This window comes from Bordetella genomosp. 6, assembly GCF_002119705.1.
Lineage (GTDB): Bacteria > Pseudomonadota > Gammaproteobacteria > Burkholderiales > Burkholderiaceae_B > Bordetella > Bordetella bronchiseptica_F.
Genome location: NZ_CP021107.1, coordinates 2,785,031 through 2,805,223 on the forward strand (window position 1 = coordinate 2,785,031; position 20,193 = coordinate 2,805,223).

Genomic DNA, 20,193 nt, shown 5'->3' on the forward strand with positions numbered 1-20,193 from the left:
CGGCGCCTGGCCGCACGGCCACGCGTCCCCGATTACCGCCCTCGCGCTAGCGATGCAGCGAAAAGGGCGATCCGCCCGGCGCCGAGGTATCGGGCCGCGGCGGCGCATACCTGCCGCGGTCGAACTTGGGCACCGAGCCCAGCGTGAACGCCATATCGCCGCCGGCCCGGTGCTCGTCGCGCAAGACCTGCAGCCCCGCCGCCGGATCGCGCTGCAAATGGCCCGACACCCCATCGGCGGCCGCCGATCCGCCCGGCGACACCGCGATGACGGAGCGCTGCGCCGCATCGTAGTGGTCGCGCTCCAGCCCCCCGCCGCTGACCACCAGCGTGGGCCGGGTGCTGGCCGAAAGCAGCGCCGGCGCCGACACCCCCGCCGAACCGCCGTCGCGGTCGCGCCGGTCGGCCAACTGTTCCGCGCGCACCCGGCCGCCCACCTGCGCATGGCCCTGCCCGGCGGTCGAAACCAGGTCGGCGCCGGTCAATTGCGCATCGCCCGCCACGCGCACCGACAAGGGGCCGCCCGCGACTATGCCCGTACGCTGCGCCACGATGGCGCCGCGGTCGTGGCCGTGGCTGAACGACACCGCGACCTGCGCCACCGGCTGCGGCCTGAATCCGTTGCCGGTCGACGCATGCGCGCCCGCCGCCAGCATCCAGTCTGCCGAGGTGTGGCTTTCGTCATGCACATCCTGCACGCTGGCCAGGGACAGCGTGCCGCCGACCTCGACCCGCGCGCCTTGCGCGGCTTCCACGCGCGCGCCCTGCATGACCAGGTCGCGCCCCGCCTGCAGATGCACATCGGCGGCCCGGACGCCCATGCGGCCATGCGCGTGCCGTTCGGATCCCGCGTGCTGATGGCGCCCGCTCAGCCCCGCCGTCCCGCGGACATAGGCCTCGGCCTTGACGAGATTGACGCCCGTGGCCAGGCGGGCATCGAGCGACAGGCTGTGCGCGTCGCGCGTGCGCTGCTCGCGCGATTCGGCCGAGCGCATGCGCAACGCGCCGGCCGACCGCAAGTCAACCTCGCGACCGCCGGCAAAGCGTACGCCGGCCAGGGTCATGTCGCCCGCGCCGCTTTCGATGCGGACATTGCCGCCCACATGCGTCAGGTTCTCTGCAGTCGCGTTGCGACTCTCGTTCCACCACTCCCCCTGCAGGCTCGCGCTCAGCGTGCTGTTGATCGTATCCGCCATGACGCTCTGGAACACCGTGCTCAGCGCCTGGCCGAACATCAGGCCGCCGTCGATCCCCGTGCCGTCCCCGGCCTGCGCCAGGCTCCGGCCCAGCCGGCTGCCGGTCACCTGCGGATTGACGCTGCCGTCCACGCCCAGCTCCAGTCCAACGCGCCCGCCGCTGCGCACGGTGTGTTCGGCATCCACATACTTGGCGGTGCGCACCTCGCCGCCGCGCAGCCGCAAGCCGGGTTCGCCTTCGGCGCCGCCGCCGTAACGGTCTCGATCGATGTCGGCGCCGCCGAAGTCCAGCACGCCGCCAGCAGCGAGCAGGCCATCGCCCAGGCGCAGGCCGGCGTTGCGGTATGTCTTGCGCGACGAGGCGCTCCTCTCCCCTACGCTTTCCCAGCCGACCCGGGCGCTCGCGCTGGACGCCGCGCCAGGACCGGCATGGCTGCTGGCGCCGCTTTCGCTGCCCAGGCTGAAACCCGCCTCGTAGCCGCCGGCCCCGACCTGGCCGCGCAGAAACAGCTGGCGCACGTCCTTCTCGTGCTCGGCGTACGCGAGATCCGCGGCGGCCTTGAACGTCGCGTCGCCGGCCACGGACACGTCCGTATGCGCCGCAGCGACCGAACCGCCCTCGATCTCCAGATTCCGCATCTTGCCTTCCAGCGCACCGGCTTCGATGCGCGTACCGTAATGGTTCGCGCGCGCCGATTGGCTGGTTTCCGTCGTTGAGGACAGGATGGCGAACAGGCTGCCCAGCGGCGTCGAACTCTTGTGCTCGTAGCTGGACCCCGCCTCGTACACGCCGCCCAGCTTGACCTCATCGACATCCAGCTTCACCTTGCCGCCCTTGAGGGTCGCGCCGGCCGTCTCCAGCCGCTTGGCCTCGATGTGCAGCTTGCCCCCTTGCGCATCCAGGGCGCCGTCGCCGCGCGCCGCCAGCCTGCCCTTGCCGTCGTAACGCATCGAGGTCGCGACCTTGACCTTGTCGGCCTTGAGCCCGACATTCTTGCCGCGCAGCCTGCCGCCCTCGATGTCGATATCCTGGGCCGATACGTCGAGGTCCTCATCGGCCTCGATGCCGCTGCCCATCCCCTTGCTGTCGGCCACCAGGACCTTACCCTTGCCGGCGTCCACCTTGACGCGCTTGCCCTGGATCAGCCCGTTGACCGAACTGACGTCATGGCCGTTCGTGTCCACGTTCACGTCGCCGCCGGAGGCAATCAGCGCCCCGCCGCCGGCGTACTGATCCATGATGCCCTTGCGCGTCGCCTCGGTCAGGTACAGCCGGGGCGCGAGGACCTTCTGGCCATCGATCATGGTGTCCACGTACCAGACGAAATCGCGATCCGCCTGCCTGAGCTGCTGCGCGGTCGGTTCGACACCCACTTTCAGGCCCAGCGCCTTGCCGACCTTCCCGGCCGACTCCATCAACTGCGCCACCAACGCGATACCGCGCACGGGCAGACGGCTTTCGTAGCCGCCCAGGGCGCGCCGCACCTGCTCGCGCACCAGCGTGGTATCGAAATAATTGTCGCCCGCCACCCGCGCGGCGCGATCGGGCTGGTAGCCGATCTGCTCGAAGAAGTAACCCGAGCCATAGAATTTGCTCTGATCGATATACTTGAGGCGGGTTTCGATCAGTGGCCGCGGCAACGCCACGGCGGGCGCCACCGGCTTGCGGGGTACGTGTCGCAGGTCCGCGTCGCCGCGCGGCGCCGGCATGCGCCCGGGCACGGCAACGCTCGACGCGGCAGGCTGATCCCCGACGCGCACGAACAGATGCCGGTTGGCCTGCACCGCCTCCAGCGCGCCATCGATATCCAGGCGCGTTTCCAGCCCCAGGTCGCGCAGCGCATCGAACGAGCCGCTGGAGGTCGCCACCTTGCGCTCACCGATGCGCAGCGTGTCGGGCCGCCCCCGGTTGCGCGCGGCATTCTCGCCATTGCGCAGATACCCGTCGGACAGCGTCACCCCCTTGCCCGCGGCCAGCACCGTCTGCGCCTGAGGGTAGAACGCCAACGGCGCGCCGCGCCGGCCGGCCTTGAAATCGTTCCAGCGCTGCACCAGCACGGGGTGGGGCTGCGCGCGCCAATCCGCCCCCAAGGCCGCCGACAGCGCGCGCGCCAGCAACGCGCGCCCGGGCCTGGCCGGCGCCAGCTGGATGCGGTCGACGGCCTGCTCATACTGCTTGCGCAAGGCCCGCGCCCTGGCCGGCTCGTCATCGCCCAGGCGCGCCAGCGCGGCGGCGTAATCGCCGACGATGCGATCGAGCGCAGCGGTTTCCGTATCCAGGCCGGCCAGCCTGTCCGCGCCGTAGCGCGCCGCCAGGATCTCGCGCACCTGGCGTTGCGCCTCGCCATGCGCCTCGGCGGCGCGCGCCTGGGCCCGCGCCGCCTCGTATTCGCGCAGCGCCTCGCGGTAATCGGCCAACGCCTGGCGCGCGGCGGGCGAGTCCGCCCTCCCGTCCGGCAGCGCCAATTCGGGCTTGGCGGGCACGGGCGGCGCCTGCGGCGGCGGCGGGCTCAGGTAGCCCAGGTCGAGATTCTTCAGCGTATTGGCGGCCCAATCCGTATACGTATCGTAAAAACCCCAGATGGTCTCCCAGCGGTTTTCGCCCACCAGATAGTCGAGCAACTCGTACAAGGTGCGAAATGACCAGTAGGCCGGCGTCAACGCGGCTCGGCTATCGGTCACTTTCAGTTCGATCGCGGCCGCCAGCGGTGTGCGCAGGTAATCCGCCAGGGACATTTCCCGCAACAGGGAGCGGTTCTCCACATCGCCGCTGATGTAGGCATGCCCGACGGCCTGGATCGTGCCTTCATTGCGCAGATGCCCCCTGCGCCCCGGCCCCAGCCCCTGGTTCACGTACAGATCGCCGCCGCTTTCGATACGCGATTGCCCGGCCTGCAGCGCCACGTCGTAGAACGGCGCCGCCACCGCTGCCCCGTTCCCGTAGCGCAACCGATAGTCCAGATACGCGATGCCGCGCCAGAAACCATAGCCGCCGCCGCCCACCGCATTCTCGCCGGCGTGCCGTACATGGCCAGTCAGCGTCGCCCGGTTCTCGATACGCGCGGCATCCAGGCGCAGATCGCCGCCCGCCCGCACACTGCCCAGATCGTTGACGAACGTGTCCCGCGCCGCCAGCCGCATGCCGCCCCCGGACTCGATCGACGCCGCCTTGCCATTGGTGATTCGGCGCGCCTGCAGCGCCATGTCCGCCCCCGCCCACAACACGGCGCCGGCTGCGTTGGTCAGCACCCCTGACGCCGAGGCCAGCGTCAGGTTCCCGCCGGCGACGATGGCCTGCCTGTTGTCGATATCCCCTTGCGTTTGCACGACCAGGCCGCCCGGGATGCCGATCTCGGTGTTGACGCGCAACGACCTGGCCTTGACGCGCAAAGCGCCCAGCGCGACGGGCAGGGCATCGGGGGTGTCGATCACGAGGTCGCGGTCCGTGCCCCGTGCCAGCGCAAGCGTGGCATCGCCATCGGCATGGATCGAGCCCGTATTGGCGTAGTCGTCCACCGCCAGCTCGATATCGTTGCGCGCATCGAACCTGCCCGCATTGCGCAGCTCGCCGCCTTCGACAATGCGGATGTCGTGTCCGGCGGCGACCTGGCCCGCGTTGCGCAGTCGCGGCGATCGCAATCCGACGTCGTGGCCGGCGGCCGTCACGCCGTGGTTGTCGATCCGTGCGGCCCGCAGCGCGAGATCGCCGCCGGCCTTCAGGTTGCCGCGGTTTTGCACCGCCGCGCTGGCCGTCGCGGCGAAGTTCCCGCGCGCATCCGCCTGCGCGGTGTTGAGGAACGACGCGGCGCCAAGCGTGATGTCCTGGTTGGCCAGCACGCGGCCGGCGTTGCGCGCCGCTGCGCGCACGGTGATATCGACACTGCCGGCGGACAGCAGGCCGCCTGCCGCATTGTCGAACGACGCGGCCTGGACGACGAGACGGTCGCGCGCGCTCGTCGTCCCCGTGTTCGACAGCGCCCCGCCCGCCTCGAGGCGGACCGGGCCGGCCAGGCCCAGCGTGCCGGCCAGCGCCATGTCCCGCCGCGCGACGAGCGCCGTCGCCCCCCTGCTCTGGCGCAGTACACCGCCGATTTCGATGGCTTGCGCCGACACCGCGTACTCGCCACCCAGCGAGGCCGTGCCGCGCTCGGCATACCGGCCGGCGATCTCGGCCCGCATGCCACCGTGTCCCAGCGCCAGGCTGCCCTGGTTGTCCCAGCTGGCGGCCTGGACGAGAAGGCGTTCGCCGGCGATGGACGAACGCGCGCTCGCGGCCACCGCCGGTCGCTGTCCGGTCCGTCCGGAAATTTCCACGCCCCGCTCGGCGGCCATGACGCCCGCCTGCGCGACCGACTCCGCCGCCTTGATCACCAGCCCCGGCGCACCGGCCTCGCCTCCCAGGCTCTGGATGGTGCCGAGGTTTTCTATCCGGTGGGCCTCGATACGCTGCGTGCCGGCCGAATCGATCAGGAACTCGTTCTTCAGGGCCGCGCCAACCCGGAGTTCGCCGCGCCGGCCGGCCGAGATATAACCCTTGTTCCTCGCGTCGCCGCGCACCCTGAGCGTCAGGTCACTGCCTGCTCCCGGCTTGCCGCCATTGCCCACGCCGCCGCCGAAGTTGACGAACGTGCCGGCTTCGACCAGGACCGCGCCGCTCCTGGCCGCGATGACCGCGTCGGAAACCACCGACTCTTCGTCGTGCACGGTTTCGGCGATTTCGTCGCCGATCCGCACCCGCCCGTCGACGACTTCGATGTGCCGCCCAGGCACCACCGCGCCCGCCTCGTCCAGCGCGCGCAGCGTGCCATTGAGAAACAGCACGTCCTGAACCCGCAGCGCGACGGAGGGCCGGCCCCCGTCCGGCCGGACTTGCCGCGCCCGCGGCGTGATCCCGCTGCGCAGGCCCGCATGCTCGAGCACCGCGGCACGGGCGCTTGCCGCGACCAAACCCTGGTCCGCCGTGACGTCATTGCGCAACCGCAGCACGCCATTGGCCGCGTCGATGGTGATGTCTCCCCGCGCGGCCACACCCTGGCCCTGGCGGCCCTCGCCCACCCGCACGTCGCCGCGCGCATGCAGCGTCAAGGCGCCGCCACTGGTGGCCGCGCCCACCTGTACGGCGCCTTCCCCCGCAATACGCATGGCGCCGCCCGAAGCCAGCGCGGTCGCCGCCACCGCCCCCCCTGCATCGACGGCCAGGCGCCCTGCGCCCGTCGTTGCCTCGTGCAGGCGTATCTCGCCGCGCGACGACACCGTGATCGCCCCGGGCGAGGACACCGCGCCACGCTGGCGCACACCCACGCCCGAGTCGCTCGACAACAGCGTGACGCGCGCGCCGTACATCGCCCCCGCCGCCGTGCCATCGATGGCGTAACCGGAGCCGCCCCTGCCGTCCGAGCCGGCCAGCGGCGTCACGCTGCCGTTGGCCGGCTCGAACCGGTTGCGTCCGGCCACCACGGCAAGCGCCGCGGCCCGCGCGCCGGCGCCTGCGGCGACCGGGCCGTCGAGGCTGACGGTACGCGCCACCAGATCGAAGTAATCCAGTCCGCTGGTGTTCACGCCCGCGCCCGCGACCGCGATATGGCCCGCATCCACGTCCAGCCTGAGCCGGCCGCCTTCCTTCGCGGGCCGGCCCGTGCTGAGCGTGAGCCGGCCGGCGTTGAGCGCGACCAGTCCGTCGACGCTGAGACCGTTCGGATTGGCGACGATCAGGTCCGCGCGCCGGCCGAACACTTCCAGCGCGCCGTGCAGGCGGCTGGGACGCGTCCCCGTGATCTCGGTCAGGATGGCCGTCGCCGCCTGGCGCAGGCCAGGGTTGCGATTGAGGTAGCCGGCCAGTTGCGACCGGCCTTCGCTCAGGCTGTTGTTGAACACCAGGCCCGGCGGCCCGACATCGAGTTCGCGCAGCCGATTGTGCGACAGGCCATCGGCGTCCGGGGCGACGATATCGATGACCGGCACTCCGGATGGCGAGCGATGCGGCGCGGCCATCGCGCCGCACGCCAGGGCGGCTCCCGCCGCGGCCAGCGCGCGCCGCAGCCGCCGGCTCGCCCGGCCACGCCCGCGCCGCGCGGCGCGGCGCCGGGGCGCCACAGGCACATACATGGCGCCACATTCGCCATAAACCCATCGAAAGCTAGACGCGTTCATGTTGTCTCCTGATGTCGTTATGTAGGCCTGATCGGCGTCATTGCCCGATCAGCATAGAGACGCCGTCCGCACTTCAACACCCCTCAAGAAGACTCACTCACACAAACCAGCAAACGCCTACCTGCCATCAACCCATTTACTCACCTACACATTCCAGAATGCATTTAGGACTGACAGCGCGGGACAATAAAAAACGGCCTTTCTCGCGAAAGGCCGTTCGGCGGGAGCGCAGGGAAAGGCTTACTTCAGCCAGACGCGCGCGTTGCGGAAGATGCGCATCCACGGGCTGAACGCGCCGCCGGCATCGCGCTCGCCCCACTGCGCCGGCGCCCACGACATCATGACGTTGCGGGTCACGCGTTCGGGGTGCGGCATCATGACCGTGAAGCGGCCGTCGGCCGTCGTCACCGCGGTCAGGCCGCCCGGGCTGCCGTTGGGGTTGAACGGATAGGTTTCGGTGGCCGCGCCATGGTTGTCGATGTAGCGGGCCGCCATCAGCGCGCGCGCCGCATCGCCCTGCTGGGAGAAGTCGGCGTAGCCTTCGCCGTGCGCCACGGCCACCGGTATGCGCGCGCCCTCCATGCCGGCGAAGAAGATCGACGGCGACGCCGTGACTTCCACCAACGACAGGCGCGCCTCGTACTTCTCGGACTGGTTGCGGGTAAAGCGCGGCCAGTGTTCGGCGCCCGGGATCATGGGCGCCAGCGCCGCCATCATCTGGCAACCGTTGCACACGCCCAGCGCAAAGGTATCGGGACGGGCGAAGTAGGCCGCGAACTGATCCGACAGCCTGTCGTTGTAGCGAATGGTGCGGGCCCAGCCTTCGCCGGCGCCCAGTACGTCGCCATAGCTGAAGCCGCCCACCGCCACCAGGCCCTGCATGCCGGCCAGGTCGATGCGGCCCGACAGGAGGTCGGTCATGTGCACGTCGATGGCCTCGAAGCCGGCGGTGTCGAACGCCCAGCCCATCTCGACCTGGCTGTTGCAGCCCTGCTCGCGCAGAATGGCCACGCGCGGCCGCTTGCCGGTGCCGATGAACGGGGCCGCCACGTCTTCCTGCGGATCGAACGCCACGCGCGGGGCCAGGCCCGGGTCCTTGGTGTCGTTCCAGACGTCCAGCTCGGCCTGCGCGCAGGCCGGATTGTCGCGCCGCGCCATGATGCGGTAGCTGACCTCGCTCCAGGCGCGGCCCAGGTCGGCGCGCGGCTGGCTCCAGACCTTGCGGCCGTCGCGGTAGAACTCGACCTCGTCGGCGCCGTTCAGGCCGCCGATGACATGCGAATGCGCGGACAGGCCGGCGCCGCGCAGCACTTGCATCACCGCGTCGCGCTGCGAAGCCGGCACCTGGATGACCGCGCCGGCCTCTTCCGAGAACAGCGCCTTGAGGGTGAGCTCTTCGCGCTGCACCGCCACCTGTTCGGGACGGATCTTGTAATCGCCCCAGTCGGCCGACTGCGGATCGAAGGTGAGCATGTCCAGGTTGACCGACACGCCGGTGCGCCCGGCGAACGCCATTTCGGCCAGCGTGGCGAACAGGCCGCCGTCCGAGCGGTCGTGGTAGGCCAGGATGGTGCCGGCCTCGGCCAGCGTGCGGATCGTCACGAAGAAGGCGCGCAGATCCTGGGGCGCGTCGATGTCGGGCACCGTCTCGCCGACCTGGTTGTAGGCCTGCGCCAGGATGGAGCCGGCCATGCGGTGCCGGCCGCGGCCCAGGTCGATCAGGATCAGCACCGTATCGCCGCAATCGGTGCGCAGCTGCGGGGTCAGGCTGGCGCGCACATCGCCCACCGGCGCGAACGCCGTCACGACCAGCGAGACCGGCGCCACCACCTGGCGCTGCTCGCCCGCCTCGTCCCAGGACGTCTTCATCGACAGCGAGTCCTTGCCCACCGGAATCGACAATCCGACCGACTGGCACAGCTCGCTGACCGCCGACACGGTGTCGTACAGCGCGGCATCCTGGCCGGGCACGCCGCAGGCGGCCATCCAGTTGGCCGACAGCTTGATGTCTTCGAGGCGCGCCACATCGGCGGCCGCCAGGTTGGTCAGCGCCTCGGCCACCGCCATGCGGCCGGAAGCGGGCGCGTCCAGCATCGCCAGCGGCGTGCGCTCGCCCATGGACATGGCTTCGCCGCGCGTGCCTTCGAAATCGGCCAGCGTCACGGCGCAATCGGCCACCGGCACCTGCCACGGGCCGACCATCTGGTCGCGGCTGGACAGCCCGCCCACGGTGCGGTCGCCAATCGTGATCAGGAACGACTTGTTCGCCACCGTCGGGTGGCGCAGCACGCGATAGGCCGCCTCGGTGAGATCCAGGCCGGCCAGGTCGAGCGGCTCGCTCACGCCGGGCAGGCGCTGCACATCGCGCGTCATGCGCGGCGGCTTGCCCAGGATCACGTCGATGGGCACGTCCACCGGACGCACTTCGTTCTCGCCCTGCGCGCGGATCGTGTCCAGCCCGGGCAGGCCCTCGCCGTCGACCACGCGCAGCTGGCGCTCTTCGGTCGCCACGCCGACCACCGCGTACGGGCAGCGCTCGCGCCGCGCGATGGCGTCGAAGCGCTCCAGGTCCTGCGGCAGGATCGACAGCACGTAGCGCTCTTGCGACTCGTTGCTCCAGATCTCGGCCGGCGACATGCCCGACTCTTCCAGCGGCACGCGCTTGAGGTCGAAGATCGCGCCGCGGCCGGCGTCATTGACCAGTTCGGGGAAGGCGTTGGACAGGCCGCCCGCGCCCACGTCGTGGATCGCGACGATGGGGTTGTCCTCGCCCTGCTGCCAGCAGCGGTCGATGACCTCCTGCGCGCGGCGCTCCAGCTCGGGGTTGCCGCGCTGCACCGAATCGAAGTCCAGTTCGGCCGAGTTGCTGCCCATGCTGATGCTGGAGGCGGCGCCGCCGCCCATGCCGATGCGCAGCCCCGGGCCGCCCAGCTGGATCAGCAGCGCGCCCGGCGGGATCACTTCCTTGTGCGTGAGGCCGGCGTCGATGCTGCCCAGGCCGCCGGCGATCATGATGGGCTTGTGGTAGCCCCAGCGCGTGCCGCCCGCGGTCTGTTCGAAGGCGCGGAAATAGCCCAGCAGGTTGGGCCGGCCGAATTCGTTGTTGAAGGCGGCGCCGCCGATCGGGCCATCGATCATGATGGACAGCGGCGAGGCGATGCGCTCGGGCAGGCCGTGGTGGTCGTTCTCCCACGGCTGCAGCGCGTCGTCGAAGCGCAGGTGCGAAACGGTGAAGCCGGTCAGGCCGGCCTTGGGCTTGGAGCCGCGGCCGGTGGCGCCCTCGTCGCGGATTTCGCCGCCGGCGCCGGTCGCGGCGCCCGGAAACGGCGCGATCGCGGTCGGGTGGTTGTGCGTCTCGACCTTCATCAGGGTGTGCACGGTGGTGTCGCGGCGCACGTAGCGCGCGGCCTGCGCGCCCTCGCCGGCCACGCCCGGCACGCCGGCCTGGAAACGCTGCGCCGGACCGCCTTCCATGATGGCGGCGTTGTCCGAGTAGGCCACCACGGTGCCGGCCGGCTGGGCCTTGTGGGTGGCGCGGATCATGCCGAACAGGGTGTTGGACTGCGCCTGCCCGTCGATGACCCACTGCGCGTTGAAGATCTTGTGGCGGCAGTGCTCGCTGTTGGCCTGCGCGAACATCATCAGTTCGACGTCGGTCGGATCGCGGCCCAGGTCGCCGAACGACTGCGCCAGGTAATCGATTTCGTCTTCGGACAGCGCCAGGCCGAGCGCCACGTTGGCCTGCTCCAGCGCGGCGCGGCCCTCGGCCTGCACCGCCACGGTGCGCATCGGCTTGCCGGCCAGCGTCTCGAACAGCGCCTGGCCGTCGAACGTGCCGTCGACCACGGTCTCGGTCATGCGGTCGTGCAGGCAGGCCGCCGCGCGGGCCAGCATGTCGGCGTCGAACGACTTGGCGCCCAGCAGGCCACGCTCGGGCGTCAGCGCATAGCGCACGCCGCGCTCGATGCGGCGCACGGCGTCCAGGCCACAGTTGTGCGCGATATCGGTAGCCTTGCTGGCCCACGGCGACATCGTGCCCAGGCGCGGAATGACCAGCAGCTCCAGGCTCTTGGCCGGCGCCTCGGCGGCCGGCGTGCCGTAGTCCAGCAGTTGCGCCAGGCGCGCCTGCTGTTCGGCCGGCAAGGCGCCCTCGGTGTGGATGAAATGCTCGTAACGCGCGGAGATATCGGCAACCGGCAGGCCGGCCTTCTTCAGTTGCGCCAGCAGGCGCTCGCGACGGAAAGCGGAAAGGACGGAGGAACCGGGCAGATGCTGGACAAGGGACACGATGCGGGCGCCGTTAGGAAAAAGGAGGAATCAAAACATGATTTTACCTTTTTGCCGGGGTTTACCCGTGGTAACCCTATAACCCGCCGCAAAACCGCGCCGTACCGCCCTGCCGCGCCGGAGTTACAAAATAATTCCACCCACGACCCTCCGATTTTGTGCGTTGCAATATCGACGACTCTCCGGGGTTGAAGCCGGGATGAAAGTGTTCGAAAACAGGATGGCCCGGTTTGCATGCTGCAATGCAGCATGTTGCAAACGCCCCGCACCACGGGAAAACACGAACTAACGCCATGGCGAGCCGACGGTAGGATGCAGCCTCTCATATTGCCTGCGCTTTGCTCCACGCTGTTTCCAATGCACCGCCCCGACGCATCTGACGAGCCCGTCGAACCCATCATCCCCCCGGAAGCCGATCCCGCCGTCAAGGTCCCCCTGGCGCTGGAAGACTGGCTCGCCGTCATCCTGCTGGCCGCGCTGGCCATCATCACCTTCCTGAACGTGCTGGTGCGCTACCTGACCGACCAGTCCTTCGCCTGGACCGAGGAGATCTCCGTCTTCCTGCTGATCGTGCTGACCATGGTCGGCGCGTCCATGGCGTTCGTGCGCAACCACCATATCCGCATCGAGATCCTGGCCGACAACGGCTCGCCGCGACGCCAGTACCTGATGGCGCTGACCGCCCACGGCCTGGTCGTGTTCTTCTTCGCGCTGCTCACGGTGCTGTCGGCCCGGCTGGTGTACGACGAGTTCCGCTACGAGGAAACCTCGCCCGCCATCGGCGTGCCGACCTGGTGGTACTCGGTCTGGATGCCGCTGCTGGCGGCCGTCATCACGCTGCGCGTGGCTGGCGCCGCGCGCCGCCTGACCGCCCGGCGCAAGGCCGAGCCATGATCGCGGCGCTGCTGTTCGCCGTATTCATTACCCTGATGCTGATCGGCGTGCCGGTCGGCGTGGCGCTGGGCCTGGGCGGCACGGTCGCCATCGTGCTGTCCAACCTCGATGTGCCCTGGTTCGGCCTGCTGGCCGTGCCGCAGAACTTCTACGCCGGCCTGGCCAAGTACCCGCTGCTGGCGATTCCCATGTTCGTGCTGGTGGGCTCGATCTTCGACCGCTCGGGCGTGGCCAGGCGGCTGGTCGACTTCGCCGTGGCCCTGGTGGGACGCGGCCCGGGCATGCTGCCGCTGGTGTCGATCGCGGTGGCGATGTTCCTGGGCGGGATTTCCGGCTCGGGCCCGGCATGCGCCGCGGCCGTGGGCGCGGTGATGATCGCCGCCATGTCGCGCGCCGGCTATCCTGCGCCCTACTCGGCCGCCGTGGTCGCCGCCGGGGCCGCCACCGACATCCTGATCCCGCCATCGGTGGCCTTCATCATCTATTCCGTGCTGGTGCCGGGCGCCTCGGTGCCGGCGCTGTTCGCCGCGGGCATGGTGCCGGGCATCCTGGCGGGCTTCGCGCTCATCGTTCCTGCGGTCTGGCTGGCGCGCCGCCATGGCATGGGCGCGCGCGAAGCGCACCTGCCGCGCCCGCCCCTGTGGGCCAGCCTGCGCGAGGCGTCCTGGGGCCTGGCCGCGCCGGTGCTGATCCTCGGCGGCATGCGCATGGGCTGGTTCACCCCCACCGAAGCCGCGGTCGTGGCCGTGTTCTACGGCCTGTTCGTGGGCATGTGCATCCACCGCACCATCAAGATACGCGACCTGTTCGTGATCCTGCGCGAGGCAGCCGAACTGTCGGCCGTCATCATGCTGGTGGTGACGCTGGCCGGCATCTTCGCCTGGGCCCTGTCCACGCTCAGCGTGATCGACCCCATCACGCACGCCATCGTCAATTCCGGGCTGGGCGAATGGGGCGTGCTGGCGCTGCTCATCGTGCTGCTGATGACCGTGGGCATGTTCCTCGACGGCATCTCCATCTTCCTGATTTTCGTCCCGCTGCTCATGCCGATCGCCAATGCGTATGGCTGGGATCCGGTCTGGTTCGGCGTCATCCTGACGCTGAAAGTGGCGCTGGGCCAGTTCACGCCGCCCCTGGCGGTCAACCTGATGGTTTCCTGCCGCATCGCGCGCGTACCGATGGAGTCCACCGTGGGCTGGGTGGTCTGGCTGCTGGGCGGCATGTTCCTGGTGCTGGTGGCCGTGCTGATTTTTCCGCAACTGGCGCTGTGGCTGCCGCACCGGCTGGGATATTGATGAATACGGGGGAAAGGGCAGAAGCCGAAGGCTCGCCCGCCATTTTCGAGCAACCGAGCACGACACGAGGAGACAACCGATGAAATTCCGCAACATCGTGGGCGCCGCCCTTTGCGCCGCTTTCGCGCTGGGCGTGGCGCCGGCCCAGGCCCAGAACTACAAGTCCGAATACAAGCTGTCCATTGTGGTGGGCACCACCTTCCCGTGGGGCCAGGGCGCCGTGATCTGGTCCGACCTGGTGCGCGAGCGCACCGACGGCCGCATCAACATCAAGGTCTATCCGGGCACCTCGCTGGTGCAGGGCGACCAGACCCGTGAATTCACCGCCATCCGACAGGGCGTGATCGACATGGCCGTGGGCTCGACCATCAACTGGTCGCCGCAGGTCAAGCAGCTCAACCTGTTCTCGCTGCCCTTCCTGATGCCCGACTATGCCGCCATCGACGCGCTGGTGCAGGGCGAGGTCGGCAAGGAAGTCTTCAAGCTGATCGACAAGGCCGGCGTGGTGCCGCTGGCCTGGGGCGAGAACGGCTATCGCCAGCTCAGCAACTCCAAGCACGAGATCAAGACGCCGGCCGATATGAAGGGCCTGAAGCTGCGCGTCGTGGGCTCGCCGCTGTATATCGACACCTTCACGGCGCTGGGCGCCAACCCCACGCAGATGAGCTGGGCCGACGCCCAGCCGGCGCTGGCCAGCGGCGCGGTGGATGGCCAGGAGAACCCGCTGTCGATCTATACCGGCTCCAAGCTGTACACGGTGGGCCAGAAATACCTCACCCTGTGGAACTACGTCGCCGACCCGCTGATCTTCGTGGTCAACCGCGAGGTATGGAATTCCTGGTCCGAGAAGGATCGCGACATCGTCCGCCAGGCCGCGCTGGACGCCGGCAAGCAGCAGATCGTCATCGCCCGCAAGGGGGTCACGCCCGAGGACCCGTCGCTGCTGAAGGAAATCGCCGGCCACGGCGTCACCGTCAGCAGCCTGGACGCCGGCCAGCACGCCGAGTTCGTGGCGGCCACCAAGCCGGTCTATGAAAAGTGGAAGAAGCAGATCGGCGCGGAGCTGGTCGACCTGGCCGAGAAATCGATCGCGGCCCGCAAGAAATAAGCAGCAGCCCAAGGGGGAACGGCGGCGCGAGCCGCCACGCAAGGCAGGGGCGCACAACCCTCCAACCCGACGGACGCCGGCCAAAAGCTGGCGTCCGTCTTCTTTTCCCCCGGTGGCTGTCCCCACGGGGACAGCCACCCCGTCATACGCCACGAACGCTGGCCTGCCAAGACGGCATCTGGCTCCACGGGAACTCACCCTCCGCCCGCTATGCGTCCGGGTAGCGCACTTCCAGGATCTCCAGCTCCTCGACGCCGCCCGGCGTACGCAGGGTCACGGTGTCGCCTTCGTGCGCCTTGGTCAGCGCGCGCGCCACGGGCGAGATCCAGCTGATCCTGCCGGCCAGCGGCTCGGCCTCGTCCACGCCCACGATGGTTACGGTGCGCTCTTCGCCGGCGCGGTCCATGTAGAGCACGGTGGCGCCGAAGAAGACCTGGTCGCGGTTGGGTTGCGCGGCGGGATCCACCACTTCGGCGATATCCAGGCGCTTGGTCAGGAAGCGCATGCGCCGGTCGATTTCGCGCAGGCGCTTCTTGCCATACAGGTAGTCGCCATTCTCGGACCGGTCGCCGTTGGACGCCGCCCACGACACGACCTGCACCACGGAAGGACGCTCGACGTTCATCAGGTGCGACAGCTCATCGCGCAGGCGCTCGTAGCCTTGCGGCGTCATGTAGTTGCGCGTGCCCGCCGGCAGCGCCTGCGCCTCGGGCAGGTCGTCCTCGTCGTCGCGGTCGGATTCTTTGACAAATGCTTTGTTCATGCCTTGCCTGCTGCATAGGGATTCAAGGGCAGCCGGGGCGCCAACGGCCCGGCGCGAAAGACGCGGTTCAGAACCAGTCGTGCCAGACCGGCTTGAGATCGGGCGGCAGCGGCGGCAGCCGCCCCAGGTCCACCCTGCTTTCGGTAGGGCTGTGGAAGTCCGAGCCGCGCGAGGCCAGGAAACCGTGGCGGCGCGCCACCTCGGCATACCGGCGCGCCTCCTCGGAGGTATGGCTGCCGGTCACGACCTCGATACCCGTGCCGCCCAGTTGCAGGAACTCGTCGTACAACGCGTCGAACTGCATGGGGCTGTACTTGTAGCGCCCCGGATGCGCGATGACGGCGCAACCGCCCGCGCCGCGGATCCAGCCCACGGCATCGGCCAGGCTGGCCCATTGCATCGGCACATGGCCCGGGCAATCGTCGCCCAGGTATTTGTTGAACACCGTCTGCACATCGGGGCAATAGCCGGCCTCGACCAGGAAGCGCGCGAAGTGCGTGCGGCTGATCAGTTCGGGGTTGCCCGCGAACGGCAGCGCGCCCTCGTAGGCGCCCGGCATGCCCATCCCCGCCAGCCGCTCGCCGATCTGCACCGCGCGCGCGGCGCGGCCGGCCCGCGTATCGCGCAAGCCTTGCACCAGCGCCTCGTTGGCCGGGTCCACCCGCAAGCCCACGATGTGCACCGTCAGGCCCGCCCAGGTCACCGAAATCTCGACGCCGGCGACGAAACGCATGCCCAGTCCGGCGGCCGCCTGCGCGGCCTCGGCCACGCCGCCGATCTCGTCGTGGTCGGTCAGGGCCCAGACGTCCACGCCATTGGCGTGCGCGCGCCGCGCCACCGCGGCCGGCGGCATGCTGCCGTCGGACACGGTGGAGTGGCAATGCAGATCGACGTTGGGCGCGGCAATGTTCATACGACCTATTGTAGAGGTCCTGCAAGGCCTCGGGTAGCGCGGTCTCGCCGCGCTCCGTCCCCCGGGACGCTAGTCCTGCAGGAACCGGGCAATCGGTTCGATCTGCCCGGGCGTCATCAGCGTGGGCGCGTGCCCCACGCCAGGCACCTCGTGCAGGCTCGCGCGCGGATTGCGCGCCTGCATTTCGGCCGCCGTCGCCGCCGACAGCAGGTCCGAATCCTGGCCGCGCACGATCAGCACCGGGCAATCCAGGCTGTCGTACGCTTGCCAGAGAATGCGCTCGCCCGCCTCGAAGGCCTGCGCCACCTGGGCGCCCAGCGGCACGGCCAGCGCGGGGTCGAAGTGCCTGACCCAGCCGCCGCCCTGCCGCACATAGATATGGCGCGCCAGCTCGTCCCATTGCGCGTCGGTATGCGGCCCGAACGTGGTGCTGATCTGCCGCATCGCCGCCACGGCCGCCTCGAAGCTCGGATAACTGTCCTGCGCGGCCACGTTGCCGGCAATGCGCTGCAAGGCCTCGACATTCAGGCGCGGTCCGACGTCGTTGAGCACCAGCTTGTGCAGGCGCAGGTCATCGGCCTGCGGCGGCAGGCCGTCCGGACGCGGACGCATGGCGCGCGCCAGGCGCATCATGGTGGCCGCGCCGGCCAGGCCCAGGCCGATCAGGCCGCCCATCGAGGTGCCCACCCAGGCCAGCGTCGCGGGCCGCACCCGCGCGATCAGCGTCGCCATATCGGACACATACTGCGGCACCGCGTATAGCGCCGGGTTGGGCAGCCAGTCCGACTTGCCGCGCCCGGCCACGTCCGGGCACACCACCCGCCACTGGCCGGCCAGCCGCCGCGCCAGATGATCGAAGTCGCGACCGGTGCGGGTCAGTCCATGCACGCAAACCAGCACGCGATCATTGAGCGGGTCGCCCCACTCCCAATAGGCCATGCGATGAAAGCCAGCGGGGCTGGCGCACGTAACGAAATCCAGACGGGGTTCCTGCATGATGCCTCCGCGCCTCGGCCAGGACGGCCGGCGATGCCACATTATCGCAGCGGCGCATCGGGGCCGGCGCGGCTGTCGTGCCAGTAGCGCCGTGCGACCTGGCGCTGCCCGCTGACGAACAAGCCGCGCGGCGTCGATTCGGCCTGTACCGCGCCGTCCAGATCGGTCCGCCACGCGGTGGCGCCGGCCCGCCGCCAGCGGTTGATCGCGGGCGCGGCCGGATGCCCGAAGCGGTTCAGGTAACCCGCTTGCGCGATAGCGTGCGCGGGCCGTGTGGCGGCCGTCAGCAAGGACCCCGACGACATGGCCGAGCCGTGGTGCGGCGCCATCACCAGATCCACCGGCGGCAACGCCGCCGCGAACGTAGCCTCCTGGACCAGCCCCACGTCGCCGGTCAACAGCGCGCGGTGGCCGAAGCCCTCGACCAGCAGCACGCAACTGCGCGCATTGCTGCTGCGCCAGGGCAAGGGCGCGGCAAGCGGCGGCGGATACACGAAGCGCAGGCTGACGCCGTCGACGCGCCATTGCACGCCCGCGTCGCACCCGCGCGCCGCCGGCGGCGCGCGCGGCGCGGCGCGCCAGCCGTCGGGCCGCACCCGCGCCTGGCGCGCCAGCCATGCCGCCAGATCGAAGGACGCGTAGGCCTGCCTCACCGGCAAGGCCGCCAGCACGCTGCGCAGCCCGCCGGTATGGTCCAGGTCGGCATGCGACACCACCAGGGTATCGATGTGGCGGTAGCCGCGCGCCCGCAGGAACGGGACGATCACGCGCTCGCCGGCGTCCGAGGCGTCGCCATGCCGCGGCCCGGTGTCGAACAGCAGCACATGGCGCGCGGTTTCCAGCACCACGGCGCCGCCCTGGCCCACGTCCAGCGCGGTCAGCGTCCAATAGCCGGGCGGCGGCCGCTCGGGGCGCCACGCCAGCAGCGGCAGCATGCACAGCCAGCCGCAATGGCGCGCCGGCCAGCCCGGCGCCTGCAGGGCCCATGCCGCCCCGGCCAGCGCCAGGGCCAGCCAGGGCCAGGGCGCCGCCGCCACGTCCAGGCCCGACCACTCGGCGCGCCCTATCCAGCCCACCGGCGCCATCAGCAACGCGAACAGCCCATGGCCCGCGGCGCCGGCCAGCCAGGCCGGCGCCTGCCCGCCGGGCAGCGCCGCCAGCGCGCCGCACAGCAAGGCCAGCGGCGTGACCGCCAGGCTCACCACCGGAATCGCCAAGGCATTGGCCAGCGGCGAACCCAGCGACACCTGACGCACCAGGAAGGCCAGCAATGGCGTCAACGCCAGCGTCACCGCCATCTGCGTGCGCCCGAAGCCCAGCAGCGCGGCGCGCAGGCGGGCCCGCATGCCGCGCGGCCGCGCGCCCGCCCCTATCCCGGCCAGCACCGCCACGGCGCCGAACGACAGCCAGAAGCCCGGCGCCAGCGGCGCCCACGGATCGAGCGCGGCCACCGCGACGGCGGCCAGCGTCAGCAGGCGCGAGGGCGTGGCCGGCCAGCGCAAGGCGACCGCCGCGGCCACCGCGGCCAGCATGAAAAAAGCCCGTCGCGTCGGCACGCTCCAGCCCGCCAGCAGGCAATACGCCAGCGCGGGGCCGAGCGCGGCGAGCACGGCCACCCGCTGCGCCGGCGCGCGCTCGGCCAGCGGCACGCCGCGCCAGCGCGCGCGCCGCCACAGCCAGCCCGCCACCCAGCCGCCCAGCGCCGCGACCGCGGTGACGTGCATGCCGCTGATCGATACCAGGTGCATGATGCCGCTGCGCTGGAACACTTGCCAGTCCGCCCGCGCCACGCCGGCCTGGTCGCCGATGGCCAGCGCCACCAGCACTGGCGCGTAGCGCAGCCCCGCCAGCGCCTGGCGCATGCCGGCGCGCACGCGATGGCGCGCGCGCTCGATCGCGATGCCGGCATCGGCCCAGGGGTCGTCGTCGAGCAACAGCGGGCGGCCGCGCACGCTGGCCAGCCCGCGCACGCCGCGCGCCAGCAGGTGCGCCTCGGTATCGGCGGCATGCGGGTTCTGGCTGGCGTGCGGGCGACGCACGCGCAGCGCCATGCGCCAGCGCTGCCCGGGCACCACTTCGGGCAACGCCTGGCCCGGCAGGGCCCGCCACGTGACCAGCAGGCGCGCGGGCAGCCCTGCCGGCCTATCGTCCGGCAGCCGCGCCACGAAGCGCCGCGACCCGGCGTCGCCCTGCGCCAGCTGCGCCACCCGCGCATCCACGCGCGCCACACGGTTGTGGCGTGCCGGGTCGACGGCATCGGCCAGCCGCCACTGCGCCTGCCCGGCGGCCGACGCCACGCCCAGGCTGGCGGCCAGCGCGGGCAAGGCCAGCTTGCGGCAGACACGCCATGGCCGGCCCGGCCGCCGCGCGGCCCGCCATGCCGCCAGTGCGCCCAGCGCCGCCAGGCAGGCGATCTCCACGACGCCGTCCAGCGCCGCCAGGCCCTGCGCCATGGCCGTGCCGGCCACGAAGGCCCACCCCATCACCCGCCCCATCGCCGCACCCGTCGCCGTCAAAGCGACACGATAGGCGCGCGCCGGGCCGCCGCGGATGCGTTGTGAATGCGGCGATCCATCGGTAATCGCCACAGGG

The 20,193-nt window shown here is 70.7% G+C and carries 9 protein-coding genes; 3 read left to right on the forward strand and 6 right to left on the reverse strand.

Annotated elements, in window-relative coordinates; all coding sequences use genetic code 11:
- Positions 1-46: 46 nt before the first annotated feature.
- Both CAL11_RS13085 and purL read right to left on the reverse strand, forming a co-directional pair.
- Positions 47-7,345: a hemagglutinin repeat-containing protein gene (locus CAL11_RS13085; protein ID WP_086093208.1), complete on the reverse strand. Its 7,299-nt coding sequence runs from the start codon at positions 7,343-7,345 to the stop codon at positions 47-49.
- Between the two features lie 240 nt (positions 7,346-7,585).
- Complete coding sequence (gene purL / locus CAL11_RS13090) at positions 7,586-11,632, reverse strand: phosphoribosylformylglycinamidine synthase (protein WP_086093209.1); 4,047 nt, start codon at positions 11,630-11,632, stop codon at positions 7,586-7,588.
- Between the two features lie 312 nt (positions 11,633-11,944).
- On the opposite strand from purL, the gene CAL11_RS13095 reads away from it, so the two are divergent.
- The 3 genes from CAL11_RS13095 to CAL11_RS13105 all read left to right on the forward strand — a co-directional run bounded on the left by CAL11_RS13095 (position 11,945) and on the right by CAL11_RS13105 (position 14,929).
- Positions 11,945-12,526, forward strand: coding sequence for a TRAP transporter small permease (locus tag CAL11_RS13095; protein ID WP_080699708.1), 582 nt, complete (start codon positions 11,945-11,947; stop codon positions 12,524-12,526).
- A complete protein-coding gene (locus tag CAL11_RS13100; RefSeq protein WP_086093210.1) occupies positions 12,523-13,821 on the forward strand; it encodes a TRAP transporter large permease in 1,299 nt (432 codons plus the stop codon). Before CAL11_RS13095 ends, CAL11_RS13100 begins: the two co-directional genes overlap by 4 nt.
- A 79-nt stretch (positions 13,822-13,900) precedes the next feature.
- Positions 13,901-14,929 (forward strand): DctP family TRAP transporter solute-binding subunit, encoded by a 1,029-nt coding sequence (locus CAL11_RS13105; protein WP_086093211.1) that lies wholly within the window; start codon positions 13,901-13,903, stop codon positions 14,927-14,929.
- A 208-nt stretch (positions 14,930-15,137) separates the two neighbouring features.
- Here the strand turns inward: CAL11_RS13105 and greB are convergent, their stop codons facing one another.
- From greB to CAL11_RS13125, 4 genes are all read right to left on the reverse strand, one after another.
- Positions 15,138-15,692, reverse strand: a complete 555-nt coding sequence (greB, locus tag CAL11_RS13110) for a transcription elongation factor GreB (RefSeq protein WP_033462253.1) — start codon at positions 15,690-15,692, stop codon at positions 15,138-15,140.
- Between the two features lie 67 nt (positions 15,693-15,759).
- Positions 15,760-16,605: a 3',5'-nucleoside bisphosphate phosphatase gene (locus CAL11_RS13115; RefSeq protein WP_033462252.1), complete on the reverse strand. Its 846-nt coding sequence runs from the start codon at positions 16,603-16,605 to the stop codon at positions 15,760-15,762.
- 69 nt (positions 16,606-16,674) lie between these two features.
- Positions 16,675-17,643, reverse strand: coding sequence for an alpha/beta fold hydrolase (locus tag CAL11_RS13120; protein ID WP_086093212.1), 969 nt, complete (start codon positions 17,641-17,643; stop codon positions 16,675-16,677).
- Positions 17,643-20,117, reverse strand: coding sequence for a DNA internalization-related competence protein ComEC/Rec2 (locus CAL11_RS13125; RefSeq protein ID WP_086093213.1), 2,475 nt, complete (start codon positions 20,115-20,117; stop codon positions 17,643-17,645). The genes CAL11_RS13120 and CAL11_RS13125 overlap by 1 nt, the downstream gene beginning before the upstream one ends.
- Positions 20,118-20,193: the final 76 nt, after the last annotated feature.

What these genes read in the sequence shown, in the direction of transcription:
- CAL11_RS13115 (WP_033462252.1), bottom strand. Translation starts at nt 16,605, where the DNA reads ATGAACATTGCCGCGCCCAACGTCGATCTGCATTGCCACTCCACCGTG.
- CAL11_RS13120 (WP_086093212.1), bottom strand. Translation starts at nt 17,643, where the DNA reads ATGTGGCATCGCCGGCCGTCCTGGCCGAGGCGCGGAGGCATCATGCAG.
- CAL11_RS13100 (WP_086093210.1), top strand. Translation starts at nt 12,523, where the DNA reads ATGATCGCGGCGCTGCTGTTCGCCGTATTCATTACCCTGATGCTGATC.
- CAL11_RS13095 (WP_080699708.1), top strand. Translation starts at nt 11,945, where the DNA reads ATGCAGCCTCTCATATTGCCTGCGCTTTGCTCCACGCTGTTTCCAATG.
- CAL11_RS13085 (WP_086093208.1), bottom strand. Translation starts at nt 7,345, where the DNA reads ATGAACGCGTCTAGCTTTCGATGGGTTTATGGCGAATGTGGCGCCATG.
- CAL11_RS13105 (WP_086093211.1), top strand. Translation starts at nt 13,901, where the DNA reads ATGAAATTCCGCAACATCGTGGGCGCCGCCCTTTGCGCCGCTTTCGCG.
- greB (WP_033462253.1), bottom strand. Translation starts at nt 15,692, where the DNA reads ATGAACAAAGCATTTGTCAAAGAATCCGACCGCGACGACGAGGACGAC.